General features: G+C 59.5%; 11 protein-coding genes, 1 pseudogene and 1 riboswitch. Of the genes and pseudogenes, 5 read left to right on the forward strand and 7 right to left on the reverse strand.

Features of this window, described 5'->3' with window-relative positions; translation table 11 throughout:
• Positions 1-47 precede the first annotated feature (47 nt).
• From SINAR_RS0132725 to SINAR_RS0132735, 3 genes are all read right to left on the reverse strand, one after another.
• On the reverse strand, positions 48-1,373 hold the full coding sequence (locus tag SINAR_RS0132725) for an APC family permease (RefSeq protein WP_033058331.1): 1,326 nt from the start codon (positions 1,371-1,373) through the stop codon (positions 48-50).
• Positions 1,374-1,431: 58 nt separating this feature from the next.
• Positions 1,432-2,118, reverse strand: a complete 687-nt coding sequence (locus tag SINAR_RS0132730; protein ID WP_234710714.1) for an N-formylglutamate amidohydrolase — start codon at positions 2,116-2,118, stop codon at positions 1,432-1,434.
• 77 nt (positions 2,119-2,195) lie between these two features.
• The gene (locus tag SINAR_RS0132735) at positions 2,196-3,572 is read right to left on the reverse strand and encodes an aminotransferase (protein ID WP_028002922.1); all 1,377 of its coding nucleotides are present in this window, start codon (positions 3,570-3,572) and stop codon (positions 2,196-2,198) included.
• 441 nt (positions 3,573-4,013) lie between these two features.
• Here SINAR_RS0132735 and SINAR_RS0132745 point away from each other — a divergent pair, with 441 nt between their 5' ends.
• The 4 genes from SINAR_RS0132745 to SINAR_RS0132760 are packed head-to-tail and all read left to right on the forward strand — an operon-like array spanning position 4,014 to position 9,367.
• A complete protein-coding gene (locus SINAR_RS0132745; RefSeq protein ID WP_028002923.1) occupies positions 4,014-5,393 on the forward strand; it encodes a glutamine synthetase family protein in 1,380 nt (459 codons plus the stop codon).
• Positions 5,394-5,418: 25 nt separating this feature from the next.
• Positions 5,419-6,807 (forward strand): aldehyde dehydrogenase family protein, encoded by a 1,389-nt coding sequence (locus SINAR_RS0132750; RefSeq protein ID WP_028002924.1) that lies wholly within the window; start codon positions 5,419-5,421, stop codon positions 6,805-6,807.
• 9 nt (positions 6,808-6,816) lie between these two features.
• The gene (locus SINAR_RS0132755) at positions 6,817-7,155 is read left to right on the forward strand and encodes a N,N-dimethylformamidase alpha subunit family protein (protein ID WP_028002925.1); all 339 of its coding nucleotides are present in this window, start codon (positions 6,817-6,819) and stop codon (positions 7,153-7,155) included.
• A complete protein-coding gene (locus tag SINAR_RS0132760; RefSeq protein WP_028002926.1) occupies positions 7,148-9,367 on the forward strand; it encodes a N,N-dimethylformamidase beta subunit family domain-containing protein in 2,220 nt (739 codons plus the stop codon). Before SINAR_RS0132755 ends, SINAR_RS0132760 begins: the two co-directional genes overlap by 8 nt.
• 47 nt (positions 9,368-9,414) lie before the next feature.
• Here the strand turns inward: SINAR_RS0132760 and SINAR_RS0132765 are convergent, their stop codons facing one another.
• The 3 genes and pseudogenes from SINAR_RS0132765 to dnaE2 all read right to left on the reverse strand — a co-directional run.
• Positions 9,415-10,665, reverse strand: coding sequence for a D-amino acid dehydrogenase (locus tag SINAR_RS0132765; protein WP_028002927.1), 1,251 nt, complete (start codon positions 10,663-10,665; stop codon positions 9,415-9,417).
• A gap of 131 nt (positions 10,666-10,796) precedes the next feature.
• Positions 10,797-10,880, reverse strand: a riboswitch (glycine riboswitch).
• A 12-nt stretch (positions 10,881-10,892) separates the two neighbouring features.
• Entirely contained in the window at positions 10,893-11,828 is a 936-nt protein-coding gene (locus SINAR_RS0132770) for a GntR family transcriptional regulator (protein ID WP_028002928.1), read from the reverse strand.
• A 171-nt stretch (positions 11,829-11,999) separates the two neighbouring features.
• Positions 12,000-12,311 (reverse strand): annotated as a pseudogene (gene dnaE2 / locus SINAR_RS0132775) (error-prone DNA polymerase); the annotation flags it as partial.
• Positions 12,312-12,920: 609 nt separating this feature from the next.
• Between dnaE2 and SINAR_RS0132780 the strand changes: the two are divergent.
• Positions 12,921-13,802 (forward strand): DMT family transporter, encoded by an 882-nt coding sequence (locus tag SINAR_RS0132780; protein ID WP_028002930.1) that lies wholly within the window; start codon positions 12,921-12,923, stop codon positions 13,800-13,802.
• Positions 13,803-14,364: 562 nt separating this feature from the next.
• Here SINAR_RS0132780 and SINAR_RS0132785 read toward each other — a convergent pair.
• On the reverse strand, positions 14,365-21,911 hold a 7,547-nt coding region (locus SINAR_RS0132785), incomplete at its 5' end, for a non-ribosomal peptide synthetase (RefSeq protein ID WP_209439325.1).

Raw genomic sequence — 21,911 nt, forward strand, 5'->3', positions numbered from 1 at the left:
CGCGATGGGAAGGGCGATCACCAGCCGCCCTCCCCCTTAGACCCATCTTAGATGTCGGTAGTCATCGTTGGCAGTGGCCGCGTCAGGACACGGGTCTTCCCCAGAAGATAAACCAATCCTAACCCAAGCCAGCCGAATCCCAATCCGATGGCCACACGATCAAGGCTGAGAAAGAGGCTGGCGCAGAACAAAGCTCCCGCAACAGAAACCAGCATCAGCAGAGCGCGGCCGCTTCGCTCTTCCGGTTGTTTCAAAAGGTAGCCAATGACGCAGATATTGACGGCGAAGAACGCTGTGAACGCGCCAAAGTTGATGAAGGAGGTCGATGTCGTGATATCGAACTTGATTGCGCCGAGCATCACCACACCGACCAGGATGATGTTCACAACAGGCGTCTTCAGACGAGGATTGATGTAGCCAAACGGGGCGCTGGGAATAACGTTATCGCGGCCCATCACCAGGAGGAGCCGAGATGCGCTCGCATGCGCGCACAGTCCGGCGGCGAAGAAGGCAATGGCGACCACCAGCGTAAAGATGGTCTTGAACGTTTCGCCGCCCACTTGACCGACGATCTCGTAGGCCGCGGTATCGACGCTGTCGAACGTCAACGACGGATGCACCACCATCATCAGGTAGGTGGCGACGATGAAGATCCCGCCGCCAAAAACTGTCGCGATCATGATCGCGCGCGGAATCGACTGACGCGGATTGACCGTCTCCTCGGAAAGGGTCGAAATCGCGTCAAAGCCGAGGAACGAGTAGCATGCGACCGCGGCGCCAGCCATGATCATCGACCAGTTGGTCTGATCGTTGGTGAAGGGCTTTGCCGAGAACAACTCACCGTCAGGAAGGTGGCTGACGGCCACGACGCACAGATATGCCAGCATCGCTACCATCAGGAGTTGGGTGGCCATGATGATCAGATTGATACGGTCTGTAAGCTTGATGCCAAGGGTGTTGACTATCGTCGACAATACCGCGACGCCAACGACCCAAAAAGGGAACGGCACCGCGGGGGCGAGCGTAGACAGACTGGTCGCCGTCAAGAGGCATATGACCATCGGAATAAAGAAATAGTCCAGGAGAAGCACCCATCCGACGATAAAGCCGGAAATTGGCCCAAATACTTTCGAGGTGTAGGTGTAAGCCGAGCCCGCAACAGGGTTGCGTGAAGCCATGAAGCCGTAGCTGGCCGCGGTTGCGAGCATTGCCAGGGTTGCTACGACGTAGGCAGTGGCAACAGCTCCGCCGGTCTTGACTGCGATAGCGCCGAAGGTCGCGATAACGACGAGCGGCGACATGTAGGAAAGGCCAAACATCGCGGCCGATGTTGTGCTGAGCCTCCTGTCGAGTTTTACGTGTTCATTTGACACTGTTATGTTCTCCTCTGTGGTTCTGGGCTAACCACCGGACATCAGCCGGAGGTTTTCACTACTGCTTCTTTGGGGTCAGCATTCCTTTCAAGATGCGATGAAAACGGTCTGCCCAACCCGTTTCACCCTCTTTGTCGGAGATGAGATCGTTCCGGATCTCGATCATGGCGCCCGCGAAACCGAACGGGGCAGTGTGTCGCTCGATCGTGTGATACACACCATCGGTTGGCGCATATGGTTCGTTGTCGCCTACGACCAGATCGGGGTCCTGTCTCAGAGCGCTGAGAAGTTGTTGGGAAAGCCTGGTATCGTCGTTGTGAAGGATGCCCACATGCCAAGGTCTTTTGGCACCCTTGTAGACTGGGGTGTAGCTGTGGATCGAAATGAGCCATGGTGAACGCTGGTTGCGCCCATCAATGATCCGATCAACCGCGGCATGGAACGGCTCGTAGACCTCGGCGCAGCGGGTCGATCGCTCGACATCCGACAAGGCGGCGTTTCCGGGAATCTCCGTCGTCTCGCTCAGCTTGATGATTGATCCCGGATGGTCGGGCTCCCGATTGATATCGAGCACCAATCTCGACACGTTCGCATAAACGAGTGGCGCGTCGAGAAGGTCAGAAAGCTTCTCGGCAACGCCGAGCGCACCGGGATCCCAAGCGATATGTTCTGTGAGTTTCTCCGGCGGAAGTCCCAACCCATCAAGATGGGGCGGGACGTAGTTGGACGCGTGCTCGCAGATCAAAACGATCTGCGAGTTGCCATCCTCATTCCGGACACTGACGGGCGTCCGATCAGCGAGGAATGGTTCGACCCCCATGGTTACGCCACCTCGCCCTTCACCGTGCCGTAAACGACGTCGAGAACTTCCTTGAGCACGGCGAGAAGTTCCTCGATCTGACCGTGTGTGGAGATGAAAGGCGGAGCAAGAACGACCGATGAACCCAATGGACGGATGATAAATCCCCGATCGCGGGCTTCTTTCGAAATCCGCTCGCCGATGCGCAAATCACCGGAGAACGATTGCTTCGTCTTCTTATCAGCAACCGTCTCGAGCGCGCCCATCAGGCCCATTCCCCGCGCTTCTCCGATCATCGGATGATCCGCCAGCGCGCGGAGGCCGGATTGGAACGTCTCGCTCACGGATTTCACATTCTCGAAAACGCCCTCTTCAGTGATGATCCGAATTGCCTCAAGCGAAATCGCACATCCAACCGGATGGCCGCCGGTGGTGAACCCATGCGGAAACTCTTCCCAAACCTCACTTGCTGCTGTCGCCCGCTTGTCGATGTCAGCCGAGAGCATGACGGCGCCCATCGGGAAGTAACCGGCAGACATACTCTTCGAAGCAACGATGATGTCCGGCTGTTGTCCGACTGCCAGCGTCCCCCAGAGGCTGCCGGTGCGGCCAAAGCCGCAGATCACTTCGTCTGCGATCAACGGAATGCCATACCTTTGGAGGACCGGCTGGATCTTCGCAAAGTAGGTCGCCGGCGGAACAATGACGCCACCTGCGCCCATCACTGGCTCGGCGAACATGCCGGCGATCGTCTCGGGGCCTTCCTGAAGGATTCGTGTCTCCAGGTTGGCAGCAAGACGAGCAGCGAATTCATCGTCGCCCTCGCCGGGCAGTGCGAAACGCCAAGCGTGGGGGCAATCGAGTGTGACGATTTCCGGGCCCGGAAGCCCGAAGGCCTTAACGTAGTCCTTGCCGGTCAGCGCCGAGGCCATGACCGTGGCGCCATGATATGCATTCTTGCGAGTCAGAAGTTTGCGGCGCTCAGGCCTGCCTTCGGCAGCCCACATCATCCAGAGCAGCTTGACAATGGATTCGTTGGCTTCCGATCCGGAGTTGGTGAAGAACACGCGGCTCATCGGCGCAGGTGCGAGCTTGAGCATCCGTTCCGCCAGTTCAACGGTCGGCTTCGAGTTGCGGCCGAAGAACGTGTGATAGCCGGGGAACTCCTGATACTGCTTGAGTGCTGCATCGCTAAGGCGCCGCTCGGAGAAGCCGAGCGTCATGTTCCACAGACCGGAATTCCCTTCAAAGTACCGGCGGCCGACAGTGTCAATGATATAGGGACCTTCTCCGTGATCAATGATTACGGGGCCATCCGTTTTTAGCGAAGGAAGATCAGTGAACGTGTGGAAGAAGCTAGTCGCTTCGCGGCGCTCCCAAGACTGGGCTGCAATATTCATGAGGTCTCCTCCGATTAGGGACGACAGATTCTGTTCTTGGCATTAATTGCGTTTTGATGAGGCAAAACACTAAGCGTGATCGAACACCATCTTGCGGATTTTGTCAATTCATGTTCAAAGTGCTTTTTGCGAGACAGGGGCAAACGAGCCGCGTCTCGGCCGGAGGACATCGCAAAATGGCGCTTCTACGGGATGTTTTCCGCATCCGAATCTATTTGCCGGTGTTTTCAAAGGCCGAGAAATCTCGGGAGCTCGGCTAAAGGTGTGCCAGATGCGCGGGTGACGGAGTGTGCGCTTAGCCTGCGTAAGATGCAATTGACGTTTTTTTGGTGGCTGACCCAGCTGTAGGGCCGGCCTGCTTCGGAGGAGAAGAGATTGAACTACGAGTTTTTTCCACGCCGCGACGCGGTTCGTTCGACCGAGATCGACGGCACCTTGGGACTGAGAAGGGAGTCACCCGCGGGTCGGTTGACGCTCGACGAGTTGAGGGATGCGGTTTCCAAGGGGGAAATTGACACCGTCATTGTTGCTATGACCGACATGCAGGGCCGTCTCATCGGCAAACGCCTCACCGCCCGCTTTTTCCTTGAAACGAATGTGTCGCCGCAGCTTTTCTGCGACTATTTCCTTGCTACCGATATGGAGATGACGCTCGTTCCCGGATACGAGTCATCCTCCTGGGCAAAAGGTTACGGTGACTTCGCTTTGGTCCCGGATATCTCGACGTTGCGGGCGATACCATGGTTGCCGAAAACCGCCCTTGTTCTATCGGATGTCACGACATCTGGCGGTGTGCCCTTGAACCATTCTCCGCGCCAGGTCCTTCGGCGACAGCTCGATCGACTGGCAAAGTGCGGTTTTGCCGCGGACATGGCAGCAGAGCTCGAGTTCTATCTCTTCAATCAAACGTTCGAGGAGGCCCGTTCGGGGAAATACGACAATCTGAAGTTCTCAAGCTGGTATCCTGAAGACGGCCACATTTTCCAAACTTCCAAAGACGAGCCCTACATTCGCTCGATCCGCAACCTGATGGAGCTCGCGGATATCCCTATCGAAGGTTCAAAAGCCGAGTGCAGCCCGGGCCAGCAGGAAATCAACCTCCAATACGCCGAGGCTCTGGAAACCTGCGATCGTCTCGTCCTCTACAAGAACGGGTGCAAGGAAATTGCCTATCAGATGGGTAAGTCAGTGAGCTTTATGGCAAAGCTGAGCGAAACCCTTTCCGGTAATTCGTGCCACATCCACCTTTCACTTCGCAATCTGGAAACGGGAGCATCCGGCTTCTTCGATCCATCGCGCGAAGACGGTATGTCCGACGTTTTCAAGCAGTTTCTGGCCGGCGCAATCAAACACGCGCCGGCTGCCACTTACTTTTATGCTCCGAACATCAACTCCTATAAGCGCTTCACCGCTGGGACTTTTGCGCCGACGCGGCTGGCTTGGTCGGTTGACAACCGAACCACCGCCTATCGCGTCCTGGGCCAAGGTAAGTCCTTGCGGTTCGAATGCCGCGTTCCAGGCGCCGATGCCAACCCATACTTGGCATTCGCGGCACTGATCGCCAGCGGCTTGCAGGGAATTGAGGAGGAGTTGGTACTCCAGGATGCGTTCGCTGGCGACGCTTACGAAGCAGACAATGTGCCTCGGATACCTGGCGCGCTGTATCGATCTCTTGATCAACTCGAAGCTTCTTGCGCGTTTGAGAAAGCGCTCGGAGAAGACGTCGTCAGACATTACCTCCATTGCGGCCGTTGGGAACTCGGCGCTTTCGAAGGCGCTGTGACGGACTGGGAAAAGCTCCGGCTGTTCGAGCGTTGCTGATCTGGGAACATAAGAGGTCTATAAAATGGCATCGTTTGAAACGATAACCCCGGTTGACGGTTCCGTATTGCTGGTGCGGGAACGCCCCACGGCTCGGGAGGTGGACGCAGCGCTTTCCAGGGCAGCTAACGGCTTTAGAGCATGGCGTGACTGGTCGCTGGAACGCCGAATTGAGCTTCTCGAACGCGCGGTTGCGGCATTCGTAGGCGATAAGGAAGCCATTGCCGAAGAAATCACGAGGCAAATCGGCCGTCCAATCGCCTACAGCGGCGGCGAGGTGAACGGGTTTGAGGCGCGCGCTCGGACTATGCTGCGGCTGGCTCCAGAAGCACTCTCCCCTCATGTTCCGCCCGCGATCGACGGCTTCGAGCGCGATATTCAGCGCGCTCCGCTCGGGATAGTCGCTGTTCTGGCTCCGTGGAACTATCCGTTTCTTGCCGCCGTCAACGCGGTAATGCCTGCACTTGCAGCCGGAAACGTGGTCGTCTTGAAGCACTCCGACCAGACACCCCTGGCGGCAGAGCGGATGGATCAGGCATTCCGCTACGCCGGCTTGCCCGACGGTGTTTTCCAGTATCTCCACATTGACCATGACCAGGTCGCTGAGATGATCGCTGATCCCCGTGTTGCCTATGTTTGCTTCACCGGATCCGTGACCGGAGGCCATGCCGTTCAGCGTGCTCTCGCGAGATCCTTCACTTCCGCGGGACTCGAGTTAGGCGGCAAAGATCCGGCTTATGTTCGCGAAGACGCCAACATCGATTACGCTATCGCGAACATAGCGGAGGGAATCTTCTTCAACTCGGGGCAAAGCTGCTGCGGCATCGAACGCGTTTACGTGCATGAGCGGCATTTCAATACTGTGGTTGATGGGCTCGTCGCCTACGCGGAGCAGCTGAAGCTCGGCGATCCGAGAGACCACAGCACGACCCTCGGTCCCATGGTGAAAACCTCAGCGGCGAACTCTGTCCGCGACCAAATCAACAAAGCTTTAGCTCAAGGGGCGCGTTCCCTCGTTGATGCGAGGAAATTTGCTGCAGATACTGGCCGCACAGCCTATCTTGCACCGCAGATTATTATCAACTGCGATCATTCGATGTCGATCATGAGCGAAGAAACGTTTGGTCCGGTGGCAGGCGTGATGGCTGTCAGATCCGACCGGGAGGCGGTGCGCCTTATGAACGACAGCCGCTACGGGCTCACCGCATCGATCTGGACTTCGGATCGTGACGCAGCGCGCGCAATTGGTGATCAGCTTGAAACCGGCACTGTGTTCATGAACCGCTGCGATTACCTCGATCCCGAGCTTGCCTGGACCGGCGTAAAGGATTCAGGTCGAGGAGCGACATTGTCGCGGCTGGGCTTCGACTATCTCACACGCCCAAAGTCCTACCATTTCAAGCTGAGCGTTTGAGGTGCCGACATGTCGAGATACTCGCTTCAAGAGGAAGACAAGCAATACATCGACGAGTTTATGAAAAAACCGATCGGCTATCACAGCCCGGGACTCCAGCGCGTGCTGAACGTCATGCGCGGCGGAGATGTCAATGGGAAATACGTCTTAGTCATCCTCGAGCCGTATCGCAGATGGGCGCTCGGTCGGCTTCCTGCTCGCCGTGGCGAGCCAATCTCGCTGGTGGAGGGTGTGGAATATACCTGCCAACTGCAAGCTGAACGCGACGTGTTCATTCGCCGGTGGAGGGATCTGACCGGCGAAGACATCAGCGATGCATTAAACAGGGAGGGTTCCGCAAATGCTTAAGATCACCGCATATTCGAGCAGGATCAGCTACCGACCAGGTGACGAGGTAGATGTCAAGGTGAGCGCCGTCGGCATGAAATCTTTCAGTGCCGCTCTGAAGCGCATCGTTCAGGGCGACATCAACCCGGACGGCCCGGGTTACAGAGAAGACGCTGTACCCTGTGACATTGGTGGGCCATTCACGGCTCGGGAACAGAAGATTCTTACCGGATCATATGGCCGCGTGCAGACATCCGCTGGGTTTGCGGTAGCGGGCAGCGTAACGGTTGCAGCGTTGATCTGGCCGACCCTGCCGGGAGTTGCAAGGCAAGCGATCGTGTCGGTGGGCTCGGAGTCAGGCCTCCGTCTCGGTCTTGATGAGAAAGGTCGCGCAACTTTCGAGGCCGTAAGTGGTGGCCGGCGTGTTGGCCATGCAACCACCACAGCGGCCTGCCGCATGAAGGCATGGTATGCAATTATCGGAACATTCCGTCCCGAGACGAGTGAACTTGAAATCGAGCAGGTCCCGCTGCAGCGTTTTCGAGGTATAGAGGACAGCGGCTGCGCGAAAGCGACGATATCTGAATCCATCGATGTCGATTGGAGCGAAATCCTTTTCGCCGCCGAGCGCGGGTCCGATGGCGCTCCCGCTTCTTTTTATAACGGAAAGATTGAAGCTCCATTTATCTGTAGTGGACAGCCTGGCCCCGACGACGTCACTGACCATTTGAAAGGTGCGAAGAAACTCGAAGCCGTAATCGCTGATTGGGATTTCAGTCACGACATTGCACACGATACCTTCGCCGACTGCGGGCCGCATTCTTTGTGTGGCAAACTTTTCAATCTTCCCCACCGTGCCGTATCCGGTTTCGCATGGGACGGGTCGACCTACAGGTGGGATGAACGGCCTGAGCACTACGGTGCCGTCCACTTCCACGATGATGACCTCTATGACGCGATGTGGGAAAATGACTTCACCTTCCGCCTACCAGAGGGTTTGAAGAGTGGCGTCTATGCCGTTCATCTGACCTCGGATGACGAAGCAAGCGAATATTACGTCGTCTTCGGCGTGAAAGCCGCCAAGAATGCCAAGAAGAGCCCCGTCGTCTTCGTCATGCCGACGGCAAGCTATATCGCTTACGCCAACCATCGCCTTGGCCTCGATGTTTCCGAGACCGAAATCGGTGCTGGTCAGCTCCTGCAAATCGACAAGCACCATTCGTTCTTGCAGGAGAACCCGCAGTACGGCCTGTCTCTGTACGAGGTGCACTCAGACGGTTCCGGCGTTTTCTACTCCTCCCGTCTGCGTCCGGTCGTCGACATCCAGCCAAAGGTGCAAGGCTTTATTGGCGGTCTTGGTTCGAACATCTGGCAGTTCAATGCCGACACACATATCCTTGGTTTTTTCGAAGATCGCGGCCTGGACTACGACGTTCTGACAGACGAAGATCTTGAGGCCGATGGAGTTGAAGCCCTGGCCGACTATCAAGTCCTTGTCACCGGAAGTCACCCCGAGTACACGAGCACCCGCATGCTCGATGCGTACCGAGACTATTCTGAACGTGGCGGCCGGATCATGTATCTGGGCGGGAACGGCTTCTACTGGCGGATCACCTACAACAGCAAATTGCCAGGCGTGATCGAGTGCCGGCGTTCAGAGAGCGGCATTCGCGGTTGGGAACCGGGGACCGGCAACTACTACCATCAGTTCACCGGTGAGCTGGGCGGACTGTGGAGGCGAATTGGTCGCGCGCCACAGCAGGTCTTCGGTGTCGGAATGACCGCCCAGGGTTTTGACCTGTCATCGCCATATGTCAAAACGGATCACGCGAAAGATCCAAGGGCAGCTTTCATTTTCGAAGGTGTGGCTGGCGACGTCATCGGCGATTTCGGTCTGAACGGCGGCGCCGCCGCGGGCAACGAGATCGACAGGGCGGACTTCGCGCTCGGCACACCACCGAATGCCCTCATCGTTGCCTCGTCGCGTGTCCATACGGATATCTACCTGATGACTCCGGAGGATCTCCTAGATCCGACGCCGACTTGGTCTGGCACCCAAAGCGACCTCATTCGGTCCGACATGACATTCTTCGAGACTTCCACAGGTGGGGCGGTCTTCTCGACCGGCTCAATCGCTTGGGCGGCCTCGATGGCCTGGAATAAATATGACAACGAGGTGGCCAGAATCACCGAAAACGTCGTCAGGCGCTTCTCGAACCCAGCAAAGTTCTGAGGGCAAGAAGGCCGGCACGATCGCCGGCCTTCTTGCTTGCGACGGTCTCAATTAGCCTGCAAAGAGCCGGCGACCGCCTCTCCCAACAGTTCGGCCGTCGCGCACGACAAGGTCCATCCCAGGTGCCCGTGACCTGTGTTGTAGAAGACGTGTGGCTGACGACCTTTCCCCACGCGCGGAAGCATGTTCGGCATCATGGGGCGCAGACCGCTCCAAGGGACTACCTGGCTCGTGTTCACCTGCGGGAAATGGTGACGAGTCCAGCGGACAAGAGGTGTGATCCGATCAGCGCGGATATCGTAGTTCACGCCGTTGATTTCCGCCGTGCCTGCCACACGGAAGCGGTCCCTGCCAAGACGGCTTGTGACGATCTTCGCCGCGTCATCGAGCAAGCTGACCCAGGGTGCCCCCTCCTGGCTGCGCTCATCATCCAGATGAATCGTGATGGAGTATCCTTTCACCGGATAAATGTTGACGCGGTCACCAAGCATGCCAGCGAAGTGTCGGCTTGCCACGCCCGCGCAAATGACCAGGCCGTCGAACGCCTGCTCATTCGGCTGACCGCTAGCGATCTCTGCTGTCGCGTTGACAGGTTTCCATTGGACCGCCAGTCCGATTCGCTGCCGTTGAAAGCCTATGACGTTGGCCTCCAGCTGAAAGCTCGCTCCTTTTCGGATGCACGCATCCGCAAGGCCTCGGGTAAATTTATGGATGTCGCCTGTCGCGTCGGACGGGGTGTAGAATCCGCCGTAGAAGTCCCCTGTGAGCGTCGGTTCGATGGTCCGGATTTCAGACGGCGTAACAGATCGGCGATCAAGCCCAGCGGCTTTAAGAAGCGCGTTTACCTCGCTCGCGTGTCGGTAGCTTTTTTCGTCGCGATAGAAATGCAGGATGCCTCGGCGTTCGAAATCGAATTCGATCCCTTCGCGCATCGCGATATCGAACATGTACTGGCGTGCCTGAATTGCAAGTCTCGCGGTATTGACAGTATTGGCCTTGTAGTTGGGGATGGCCGTAACAAACTCAGCCAGCCAAGAGTATTTGGACCAGGATGGTTTTGGATTGATGAGAAGGGGCGCGTCTTTCGTAAGCATCCATTTCACGCCTTTGAGGAGGGTCGACCAGTGGTTCCACACCTCCGCATTGCTCGCCGACAGCTGGCCGCCATTGGCAAATGACGTCTCCATCGCGGGATACGCGTGTCGATCGAAGACCGTGACTTTGTAGCCACGGCTAAGCAGCGAATAGGCCGTCGTAATTCCGGTAACACCGGCACCAATAATTGCGAGGTGGGGCATTTTGTTCTCCAAAGGACAGTTGTACGAGGGTCACGCTGACCCGGCCAATTCCCCATCTGTCCTTGGTACCTGAGAGCTTCCCGCAGGTGCGGTATCCCCTTCGGTGGGCATTGCTGCCACTCTCCAGATTTTCCAGCTATGCGGTCCTTTTGCCTGAGAGATTCTGGGGAATTGCTCCATCGGCGTCGCTTGGCGATCTCTCCCGCACACCCTTTCGGAAACTCTATTTATTGCGTCTTGCGCCCTCCACCGTCCTCGGCCTCATCTGTCTCGGAAAGCCGAACCTTGCCTCCTCGCAGGAGCTCGAGATCATGGTCCATGTGGGCGAACGTTTCGTCGCGGGATATCTGCAAGTGAATATGCATCAACGAGGCAGCCAACTGGCGGTTGCCTTCCAGCAGGGCAGCAATTATTCCTCTGTGCTCAATCATTGACTGGCGCAGACGTTCTATCCGGATGAATCCTATATATTCTGTGACTCGGCGAATGTTGTTTTGGCGCTCGATCGCACTCACCAGCTCTGCTGTCTGGGCGCCTTGCGCTACCACTTTGTGAAATCGAGCATCGAGATCGAACAGCCGCCGGCGATCCATGCGATGGACATTCTCTATTGCATCGGCATGATCTTCATCAAGATCTCGAAACGCCGCAGCGTCTACCTTGTAGCTATCGGCCAGAATGCCTGCTGGCTCGATGATTTGTCGAAACCGGTAGCTGTCTTCCATCGCGCGCGGACTGACATCGGCAAAAATCCAACCGCGACCGGGTGAAGGCTCGACGAGATGATCTCGCGTCAGGCGCCGCAGCGTTGAAGCGAGAACGCCATTGGGAACCGAGTAACGCTGCATCAAGGCGCGTTCACTGAAAACAGTGTTGAGCTCGCCAATCGCCATGTCGCGCATCACGCGTTCGTCGAGCAACTCGTCGGTTTGATTGTCGCCATTGAGCAGCGACGCTGGATCTTTGAGAATGAACCCGCGGCGCGGCTCGAAATCGAGTACACCTTCGGACTGCAGCTTTTGCAAGACCCGGCGAATTGGCGTCCGTGACACACCCAACTGATCGGCAACTTCCGCCTCGTTGATGCGATCACCGCACTGGAGGTCGTCGCTTAGCTGCAAGCGCAACTGTTCCAGGATGCGAGCTTGAAGTGGTGTCTGCATTCTTGATCTCGATGTTGCCTAAATTGCGTTTTACCTACTCAAAACACTTTTGTCCAGCATTATGAGTTCCGTTGGGGGTGCGCGCATTCACCTCTCGCCTCATTACCCTTCTTTGACCGGAATAGAACCCGCGATACCCACGTTGGCTACGCGTAACGAACCTGTAACTCAACCGAAGCCTTCCAGCTGGCAGGATGTCTTCTTGGCGAACTCCGGCGAGTAGCCGTTCCGGACCATCCGCGAGACAAGATTGTACTTGAAGCGTGTCCGTGATTGAAGGTCGCCATGGATTTCGGAGCTGGTCCGCTTCGCCGCCCGTGAACCCCCACAGACAATCGCCACATTCATGGCCGACTCCTGAAACAGTGGCACGCCCAGCGACTCATCGGGGACCGCCTGCAATTCCGGTGTCGGGTACTCGACCTTCGCCTTGCCCTCGCGCCGCCGCAGACAGCGATGCACCATGTCGCCTTGGATCGGGCCGCCTGGTGCTTCAGGCGTTCGGGACGCCATCTCCCCTCAAGGGAAGCAAGTTCGTGGATGCCGTATCGCCACCCGAGCTGCATGGGAGCCGGTAGTGGTAGGCGGGTTCGTTTCGCGCTCGCTGAGCTCGATCGCTATCCGACAATTCTGTCGCCTTTGCCGATTTGGCGACATGAGCCTTGTTCAACCAGCTTGTTTGGATGTTTGATTAAGTAGCTGAAAAGAAGCATGAAGCTCATTCTTTAGCGCCTTCGTCCAATTGGCATGAAATTTGAAATCATCTGTTGAGAAACGGCTGGGCTGCTTGCCGGCAGACACGGCCAAACTCGATCTCGGCCAGCAATCGTTCCCTGGATCTGCGCGACCGAGAAGCATCCACAACCAGCGCGGACCAAAGGGGGAGATTTGGATGTCATTGGCACGGATGAGCAAGCGCGGCGTTGGCCGCTCCAGAGCTGAACCCTTTTGTGGAGCATGGGGCCAGGATCGCCGTTTTGGACATAGATACTGATGCCACCCCGGTCATATCGCCGCCAAGCTCATCAAATGTCTGGCTGCGCGCGGGCCTGAAGGTCACGAGGCAACTCAATCAACCAAGTAAGCTCAACCATGAACAATAAAGCGTCGGGCTATGTTTATGTCCTGTTGGCCGTGACACTTTTCGCTGCCCGGGATGGTTTTTCCAAGTTACTTGGTGAGAAGTATCCACCGGTCATGGTGACAATGCTGCGACTTTGGGCGTTTGCGCTGTTTGTGACGGTTCTTGCAGCATCCTCTCCAGTAGGGCTGCGTGGCGCCTTATTCACTCAACGTCCAATTCTGCAGACATTCCGAGGTTTTCTCCTGGTGAGCCAGATCGTTGTGGTCATCCTCGCCTTCACGACTGCTGGGCTGGCCATGAGTCAGGCGATACTTGGAGCAACACCTCTGGTGGTTACCATACTGTCGGTGCCAATACTCGGCGAAACGGTGGGTCGGCGTCGTGCCATTCCTGTGGTCATTGGCTTGCTTGGCGTTCTAGTGCTTCTAAACCCTGTTAACGCTCATTTCGATATGCGCCTGCTGTTTCCTATAGCTGCTAGTCTTATATATGCCATGTATTCCATCGCCACCCGCGCGGTCAGTCGGGACGACTCCGCCGTGACAAGCGTCTTGTATGCAGGGGTCCCGGGAGCCGTGGCCATAACGTTCGTCGGGCCATTCTACTGGACACCTATACATATGGCCGATTGGCCCGCAATGACCGCGCTGTGTGTTTGCGGGGCGCTTAGCCAATATTTTCTCATCAAGGCGTATGGACTGCTCAGTGCCGTTGAGGTTCAACCTCTCACATACGTCCACCTCGTTTTGAGCGGTGCTGTTGCGACGGTCTTTTTTGGTGAGACTGTGACGTGGAACATGCTAGCCGGCGCGGTGATCGTGGTCGGCGCCGGTCTGTTTACCGTTTGGAGGGAATACTGGCTGGAAGTGCGACGAACGAAGTCGATTTGAAGGATGGCAAATTGTGCGCCTTCAATAACGCAGGTCTGAACCAGGTAACCTCTAAGCTCCATGCCTCCGCTAAGTGCATTCGGCAACAAGAAGGTTGGGCGGCAGTTTGAAATCTTCAGAACTCTATCGGCGCCGACCGGGCCCGATGTTCCGGCCAAGCCTCCATATGACCTTATATGAGACCTGCCCCCGGGTGAAAAATCCCTGGCGCAGCGTCTTTGCATTTGCCTTTAACGGCGTCCCAAGGGGACAGGGCGTCTCGCACACCAGCCATTATAGCCCGCTTTGCTCTCAGCAAGGCGGGTTTCGGAGTCCTGTTGCTGCTTCTGGAACTGGGCGCATTGGTTTCGTTCCGCGTTGCGGCCGGCTGTCAGATGGTTTCGGCGCTGTACGGAGCGCACGGGCGATTGCGGGCACCTTTCTTGTCTCTGTTATCCTCCTGGCCTTGCGCCTACACTGGCGGGCCTCGCGCTTTCCCAGCGAAAGCAAGGAAAGTTCCCGCTGGGAGACGCCGGCTCGACGCGCCGCGATCGCTTGCGATTCCCATCACGGCCAGCTAGCCTCATCGGGCCTGTTTACTTGCAATTGCAGGCGTTGTTGGTGAGCGGTTTAAGGCAGTTGATAGCCATCGGGCCAGAACTCGGCGATTTTCCGGAACACTCATCATCGTCATGTGGCCGCCTGGGATCGGAGTGGCATGAACACGCTCCGCACCTACTATCTGTTCCCAACCCCGCATGGGCGAGCTTGCCTCTTGACCTTTCGCATTCTTTTCAGCTCGTGCACAGCGACTGACGACAGGCTCAGAGGCATAAAACTGATGTATTTCGATTGGCAGGGGTGGAATTTGATACGACTGCACCGCCCGTTGGAACCGTACGATTCTCTCATACATAGAAGCGTCGACTTGGAGTGTCTCATCGTCCACGGCTTCGAGAGCTTCCTGCACCGCTTCTCGTGCCACTTGGGGGGACTGTGCGCCTGATTGATTTACAGGTAGCGTAACATCAATGAAGCCCATGAATGACACGGTTTGATGGAGACTCAGGAGGCGCTCGGCAATTGCATAAGCCAGGATTGCGCCTGAAGAGTAACCAGCAAGGCGATACGGTCCTTGCCGCTGGATTTCTTTGATCGCCAGGATTACCTCCGCGGCTATTTTTTCAAGTGCCGGTGCACCACCTTCATCAAAAAACGGCCATGGCAATGCATAGACGGGACAATCCACGTCCATGTCCATTACCAACTTAGCTACATAGGAACAGTCACCCAAACCCGTAGGAACAAAGAAGAGCGGCGGCTGCAATCCCTTTGCGCGAACGCAGAGCGCCCCCAGCTTGTTGGCCTGTACCTCCAAATCAACCTTTGACGCCACATCCTTTAGAACAGGAGCTTGGAAGATATCGGCGGTGCTAAACTTCAGGCCAAGATGGAGCGCTTGACTGAGCAGCTGCACCACCAGCAGCGAATGGCCGCCGAGTTCGAAGAAGTTGTCGTGACGCCCGACCCGCTCGATGCCGAGCAGCTCTTCCCAGATCGCCGCCAGCAGCGTCTCGACCGCGCCCTGCGGCGCCTCGTAGCCCCGACGCGCATAGGCATCGTCGTCGGGAACCGGCAGCGCCTTGCGATCGAGCTTGCCGTTCGGCGTCAGCGGCAGTGCGTCCAGCCGCACAAAGGCGGCCGGCACCATGTATTCCGGCAGCAGGCCACCGAGATGGGCGCGCAACGCCGCCGCAAGCTCGGCGCCATCGGCCTCGTCCGACCCGTCCGCCGTCTTCGCAACCACATAGGCGACAAGCCGCTTGCCGCCCGTCGCATCCGCGCGCGCCACGACGGCCGCATCGGCGACAAGCGCGTGCTCGCAGAGCCGGGCGGCGATCTCGCCCGGCTCGATGCGGAAGCCGCGGATCTTCACCTGCTCGTCGTTGCGGCCCAGAAACTCGAGATTGCCGTCCGGCAGATAGCGGGCCAGGTCGCCGGTGCGGTACATGCGACCATCCGCCTCGCCGCTGAACGGATCGGCCAGGAACCGCTCGGCCGTCAGCGCCTGGCGGTTGAGGTAGCCGCGCGCTACCCCTGCCCCGCCGATATAAAGCTCGCCCACCGCCCCGAACGGAACGGGTTGACCATGATCGTCGAGCAGGTACGCCCGCGTGTTCGATATCGGACGCCCGATCGGGACAATCGCCGCTTTAAACCCAGCGGGATGAATCCAAGATGTCGCGTCGATTGTTGCCTCGGTAGGCCCATAGAGGTTAACAAGTCCGCGTCCTGCGAGTTGCAGCCATTTATTGGCTAACTCGCTTGTTATGAGCTCTCCGCCACAGAACACGTATCGTAAATTCTCAATTCCTTTTTTCCCAACGTCAGTGGCCTCAAGCAATGCTGAAAGAAGCGACGGAACCACTTGCAAAACCGTCACTCGGCGCCTGCTTAGTAGGCCCAGGATTGTTCGGATATCTAATTGCCCGTCGAGAAAAGGAAGAATTGAATGTGCGCCAATCGAAAAGGCGGTCCATAGCTCCCAACCGGCGGCATCAAAAGAGATGGAGGTTCGCTGCAAGAAAACGTCGTGGGCCGCAAGCTGGAAGTGATTCGCGTGCCAGATCGAATGGTTCACCAGACTTCGATGCTCGACCATGACGCCCTTAGGCGTTCCGGTGGAGCCGGAGGTGTAGATGACATAGGCGAGATGCCGGGAGTTCAGGCCGAGGGAATGCGGGTCGGGATCGTCAGCGGACTGGTCGGCCCAGGCGGGGGTGGCGGTGTCGAGATCGACCACGCTCAGGCTTGCGATGGCCTCGGCGCCCAGCGCCTCGCGGCCGGCGGCATCGCACAGCAGCAGCCGCGGTGCGGCATCGTCGAGCACCTGGTTGAGCCGCGCGCAGGGATAGGCCGGATCGAGCGGCAGATAGGCGCCGCCCGCTTTCAGGATCGCCAGCAGTCCCACCACCATCGCCGGGCTGCGCTCGAGGCAGATCGCCACCGGCTGGTCCGGCTTCACCCCAAGCGCGATCAGATGATGGGCCAGACGGTTGGCCTCGGCGTTGAGTTCGCCATAGCTCAGCTCTTCATCCTCATGCACCAGCGCCACCGCGGCGGGCGCCCGGCGCACCTGGGCCTCGAACAGTTCGTGGACGCAAAGCTCCGACGGATAGTCCGCTTCCGTGCGGTTCAGCTCCTCCAGCAAATAGCGGCGCTCGTCNGCCGGCAGGATGTCGATGCGGCCAACCGGCTGCCCGGCATCGGCAACCATCGCCCGCAGCAGCGCCAGCAGATAGCCGCGCTGCCGCTCGATCGTCGCCCGGTCGAACAGCGCCGTGGCATAGCCAAACGTTCCGGCGATCACCTCGCCATCTTCGCGAAGGTCGAGCTCCAGATCGAACTTGACCTGATCGAGCCCCTCGCCTGCAGCCTCCACCCGCAGTCCCGGCAGGTCCAATGACCCGACGCTGTTATTCTGCCAGGCCAACATCACCTGGAACAACGGCGTGTGATCGAGGGCGCGGGGCGGCTGGACGATCTCCACCACCTGCTCGAACGGCAGGTCCTGATGCTCCTGCGCGGCGAGCGCCGTGCGCCGCGTCCGCTCCAGCAGATCCGACACGCTCGGCTCACCGGACAGATCGATGCGAACCGCCAGGGTGTTGACGAAGAAGCCGATCAGCTCCTCGACCTCGCGCCGGCCGCGATTGGCGCTCGGCACGCCGATGACAAGGTCGTCCTGCCCGGACAGGCGCGACAGCACCGCCGCCCAGGCCGCCAATATCGTCATGAACAAGGTCGTGCCATGCTGCCGGCTCAGCCGCTTCAGCCCGCGCGTCAGATCCTGGTCGATGACGACCGGCACGCTCGCCCCGGCAAACGACTGCTGCGCCGGCCGCGGCCGGTCGGTCGGCAGCGCCAGACGGGCCGGCGCACCAGACAGGCTGTCGCGCCAATACTGCGCCTGGGCCTGCAGCCGCTCGCCGGACAGCCATTGCCGTTGCCAGGCGGCATAGTCCGGATACTGGATTGCCAGCGGCGGCAAAGGATCGGCGCGCCCGGCCGTAAACGCCCGGTAAAGCTGACTAAGCTCGCGCATCAGCACGCCCATCGACCAGCCGTCGGCGACGATATGGTGTTGCGTCAGCAGAAAGACGTGGTCGTCATCGGCCAGCCGGATCAGGCGGCCGCGGATCAGGGGCCCGCGCGCCAGATCGAACGGCGTGCGCGCCTCATCATGGNAGAGATCCGCAAGCANGGCATCCGCATCCGGCAGCCCNTGCAGATCNTGCTCNGTCACCGGCAGGCCGGCATCGGCCGGCAGCAGCTCGACCCGGGGCCGGCCCTCAGGGGCGACAAAGACACTGCGCAGCGCCTCGTGACGGGCAAACAGNNGNTCAAGGCTGCGCCGCCANGCGGCATGATCGAGCCTGCCNCGCAATCGCCAGCCCAGGGGAATGTTATAGTTCGTGCTGTCTTCGTCCAACTGTGACAAGAACCAGAGACGCTGCTGCGAATAGGACAGTGGCAGCGCACCATCACGTCCAACTGGCATGATGGCCGGTGCTGCCTGCGCACCAGAACCATTCAGCACCTCGCCAACACTTAGCGCCAAATCGGCCAGTGTCGGCTTGGCGAACAGAGTCGCCAGCGGCAGCTCCACTGCCAAGGCCTGTGTCAGCCGGGCAAGCAGGCGCACCGCCAGCANCGAGTGGCCGCCGAGCTCGAAGAAGTTGTCGTGGCGGCCGACCCGCTCGATGCCGAGAAGCTCTTCCCAGATTCCGGCCAGCAGCGTCTCGATCTCGCCGCGTGGTGCCTCGAAAGCCCGGCGCGCATAGGCCTCGTCGTCAGGTGCCGGCAGCGCCTTGCGGTCGAGCTTGCCGTTCGGTGTCAGCGGCAGTGCGTCCAGCCGCACGAAGGCCGACGGCACCATGTAGTCGGGCAGGAGGCCAACCAGATGGGCCCGCAACGCCGCGGCAAGCTCGCTATCGGCCTCGTCCGACCCATCCGGCGTCTTCGCAACCACATAGGCGACGAGCCGCTTGTCGCCGGTCGCATCCTGGCGCGCCACCACGGCCGCATCTCCGACAAGCGCATGCTCCAGCAGCCGGGCGGCGATCTCGCCCGGCTCGATGCGGAAGCCGCGGATCTTCACCTGCTCGTCGTTGCGGCCCAGAAACTCGAGATTGCCGTCCGGCAGATAGCGCGCCAGGTCGCCGGTCCGGTAGAGACGATCGCCTTCGACAAAGGCACTGGCGATGAACCGCTCGGCCGTCAGCTCCGGGCGGTTCAGGTAGCCGCGCGCTACCCCTGCCCCGCCGATATAGAGCTCGCCCACCGCCCCGAACGGAACAGGCGCACCATGAGCGTCCAGCAGGTAGATCCGCGTGTTCGCAATCGGACGGCCGATCGTCTCGACGACAGCCTGCCCTCTTGGCATGCAAATCCATGTCGAATAGGTCGTCGTCTCCGAGGGACCATAGAGATTGCAGATCGTCTGTGTAGACGTATTCTCAAAGAGCCTCTCGATCAGCGGGAGCTTCAAGGGTTCGCCCGCCAAATTAATAGCCTTTGCCGATTGCGGCACTGCCTGCTTGTCGAGGAGAGAGGCGATCGCCGACGGGACCGTGTTGATCAAGGAGACATCCACGGGCGTTTGAGCCAGCGTCAGGGCATTCTCGACGAGATAGAGCGTGCCCCCGCGAGAAAGTGGCACGAAGCATTCGTAGACAGACAGATCAAAATTGATCGAAGTCGAAAACAGCATCCGGCTGGTTTCCGATCCGGCAAAAACGCTGTCGTTCCAATGCAGCAGGTTGACGGTATTTGCATGCTCGACCATGACACCCTTGGGCGTTCCGGTGGAGCCCGAGGTGTAGATGACATAGGCGAGATGGCTGGAGGTCAGGCCGAGGGCATGCGGGTCGGGATCGTCAGCGGACTGGCCGGCCCAGGAAAGCTCGCCGTCCGAGAGATCGATCACCGTCAGGCTTGCGATCGCCTCGGCGCCGAGGGCTTCGCGGCCGGCGGCATCGCAAAGCATGAGCCGCGGGGCGGCATCGTCGAGCACCTGCCGTAGCCGCGCGCAGGGATAGGCCGGGTCAAGCGGCAGATAGGCGCCGCCCGCTTTCAGGATCGCCAGCAGCCCCACCACCATCGCCGGGCTGCGCTCCACGCAGATCGCAATGCGCTCGTCGGGCTTGACCCCAAGCCCGATCAGATGATGGGCGAGCCGGTTGGCCTCAGCGTTCAGCGCGCCATAGCTCAGCTCTTCATCCTCGAAGACCAGCGCCACCGCGTCCGGCGCCCGGCGCACCTGCGCCTCGAACAGCTCGTGGACGCACAGCTCCGACGGATAGTCCGCTTCCGTCCGGTTCAGCTCCTCCAGCAGATAGCGGCGCTCGTCGGCCGGCAGGATGTCGATGCGGCCGACCGGCTGCCCGGCATCGGCAACCATCGCCCGCAGCAGGGCGAGCAGATAGCCGCGCTGCCGCTCGATCGTCGCCCGGTCGAACAACGCCGTCGCATAACCCAGAATCCCGGCGATCACCTCGCCCTGATCCCCCAGGTTCAGTTCCAGATCGAACTTCACCTGATCGAGCCCATGGCCTGCGGCCTTCACGCTCAATCCGGGAAGATCGAAGGTCTCAGCGGCATCGTTCTGCCAGGCCAGTCCCACCTGGAACAGTGGCGTGTGATCGAGGGCGCGGGGCGGCTGGACGATCTCGACCACCTGCTCGAACGGCAGGTCCTGATGCTCCTGCGCGGCGAGCGCCGTGCGCCGCGTCCGCTCCAGCAGATCCGACACGCTCGGCTCACCCGACAGATCGATGCGAACCGCCAGGGTGTTGACGAAGAACCCGATCAGCTCTTCGACCTCGCGGCGGCCGCGATTGGCCGTCGGTACACCGATCACGATATCGGCCTGCCCGGACAGGCGCGCCAGCACCGCCGCCCAGGCCGCCAGCACCGTCATGAACAAGGTCGTGCCATGTTGATGGCTCAGCTGCTTCAGCCCGCGCGTCAGATCCTGGTCGATGACGACAGGCACGCTGGCTCCGGCAAACGACTGCTGCGCCGGCCGCGGCCGGTCGGCCGGAAGTGTCAGACGCGCAGGAGCGCCAGACAGACTGTCGCGCCAATACTGCGCCTGGGCCTGCAGCCGCTCCCCCGACAGCCATTGCCGTTGCCACACGGCATAATCCGGATACTGGATCGCCAGCGGCGGCAAAGGATCGTCGCGCCCGGCCGCAAACGCCCGGTAAAGCTGACTGAGTTCGCGCATCAGCACGCCCATCGACCAGCCGTCGGCGACGATGTGGTGTTGCGTCAGCAGAAAGACGTGGTCGTCATCGGCCAGCCGGATCAGCCGGCCGCGGATCAGCGGGCCGCGCGCAAGATCGAACGGTGTCCTTGCTTCTTCTTCGCACAGGGCCGAAAGCAAGACCTCGGCATCCGGTTCACCCCGAAGGTCGTCTTCGACCACCGGCAATCGCGTGTCCGCTGATAAAATCTCAACCTGCGGGTCATCCTCTCCGGCGACGAACGTCGAGCGCAGCGCCTCGTGACGGGCAAACAGACGGTCAAGGCTGCGCCGCCAGGCGACGCGGTCGAGCGCTCCGCGCAATCGCCAGCCGAGGGGAATGTTATAGTTCGTGCTGTCTTCGTCCAGCTGTGCCAAGAACCAGAGACGCTGCTGCGAATAGGACAGTGGCAGCGCACCAGCACGTCCAACTGGAATGATGGCCGGTGCTGCCTGTGCACCAGAACCGTTCAGCACTTCGCCAACACTTAGCGCCAAATCGGCCAATGTCGGCTTGGCGAACAGGGTCGCCAACGGCAGCTCCACTGCCAAGGCCTGTGTCAGCCTGGCAAGCAGGCGCACCGCCAGCAGCGAATGGCCGCCGAGCTCGAAGAAGTTGTCGTGGCGGCCGATCCGCTCGATGCCGAGCAGCTCTTCCCAGATCCCGGCCAGCAGCATCTCGATCTCGCCGCGCGGCGCCTCGTAGGCCCGGCGCGCATAGGCATCGTCAGCCGGCAAGGGCAGCGCCTTGCGGTCGAGCTTGCCGTTCGGCGTCAGCGGCAGCACATCCAGCCGCACGAAGGTGGACGGTACCATGTAGT

This window comes from Sinorhizobium arboris LMG 14919 (assembly GCF_000427465.1).
Taxonomy (GTDB): domain Bacteria; phylum Pseudomonadota; class Alphaproteobacteria; order Rhizobiales; family Rhizobiaceae; genus Sinorhizobium; species Sinorhizobium arboris.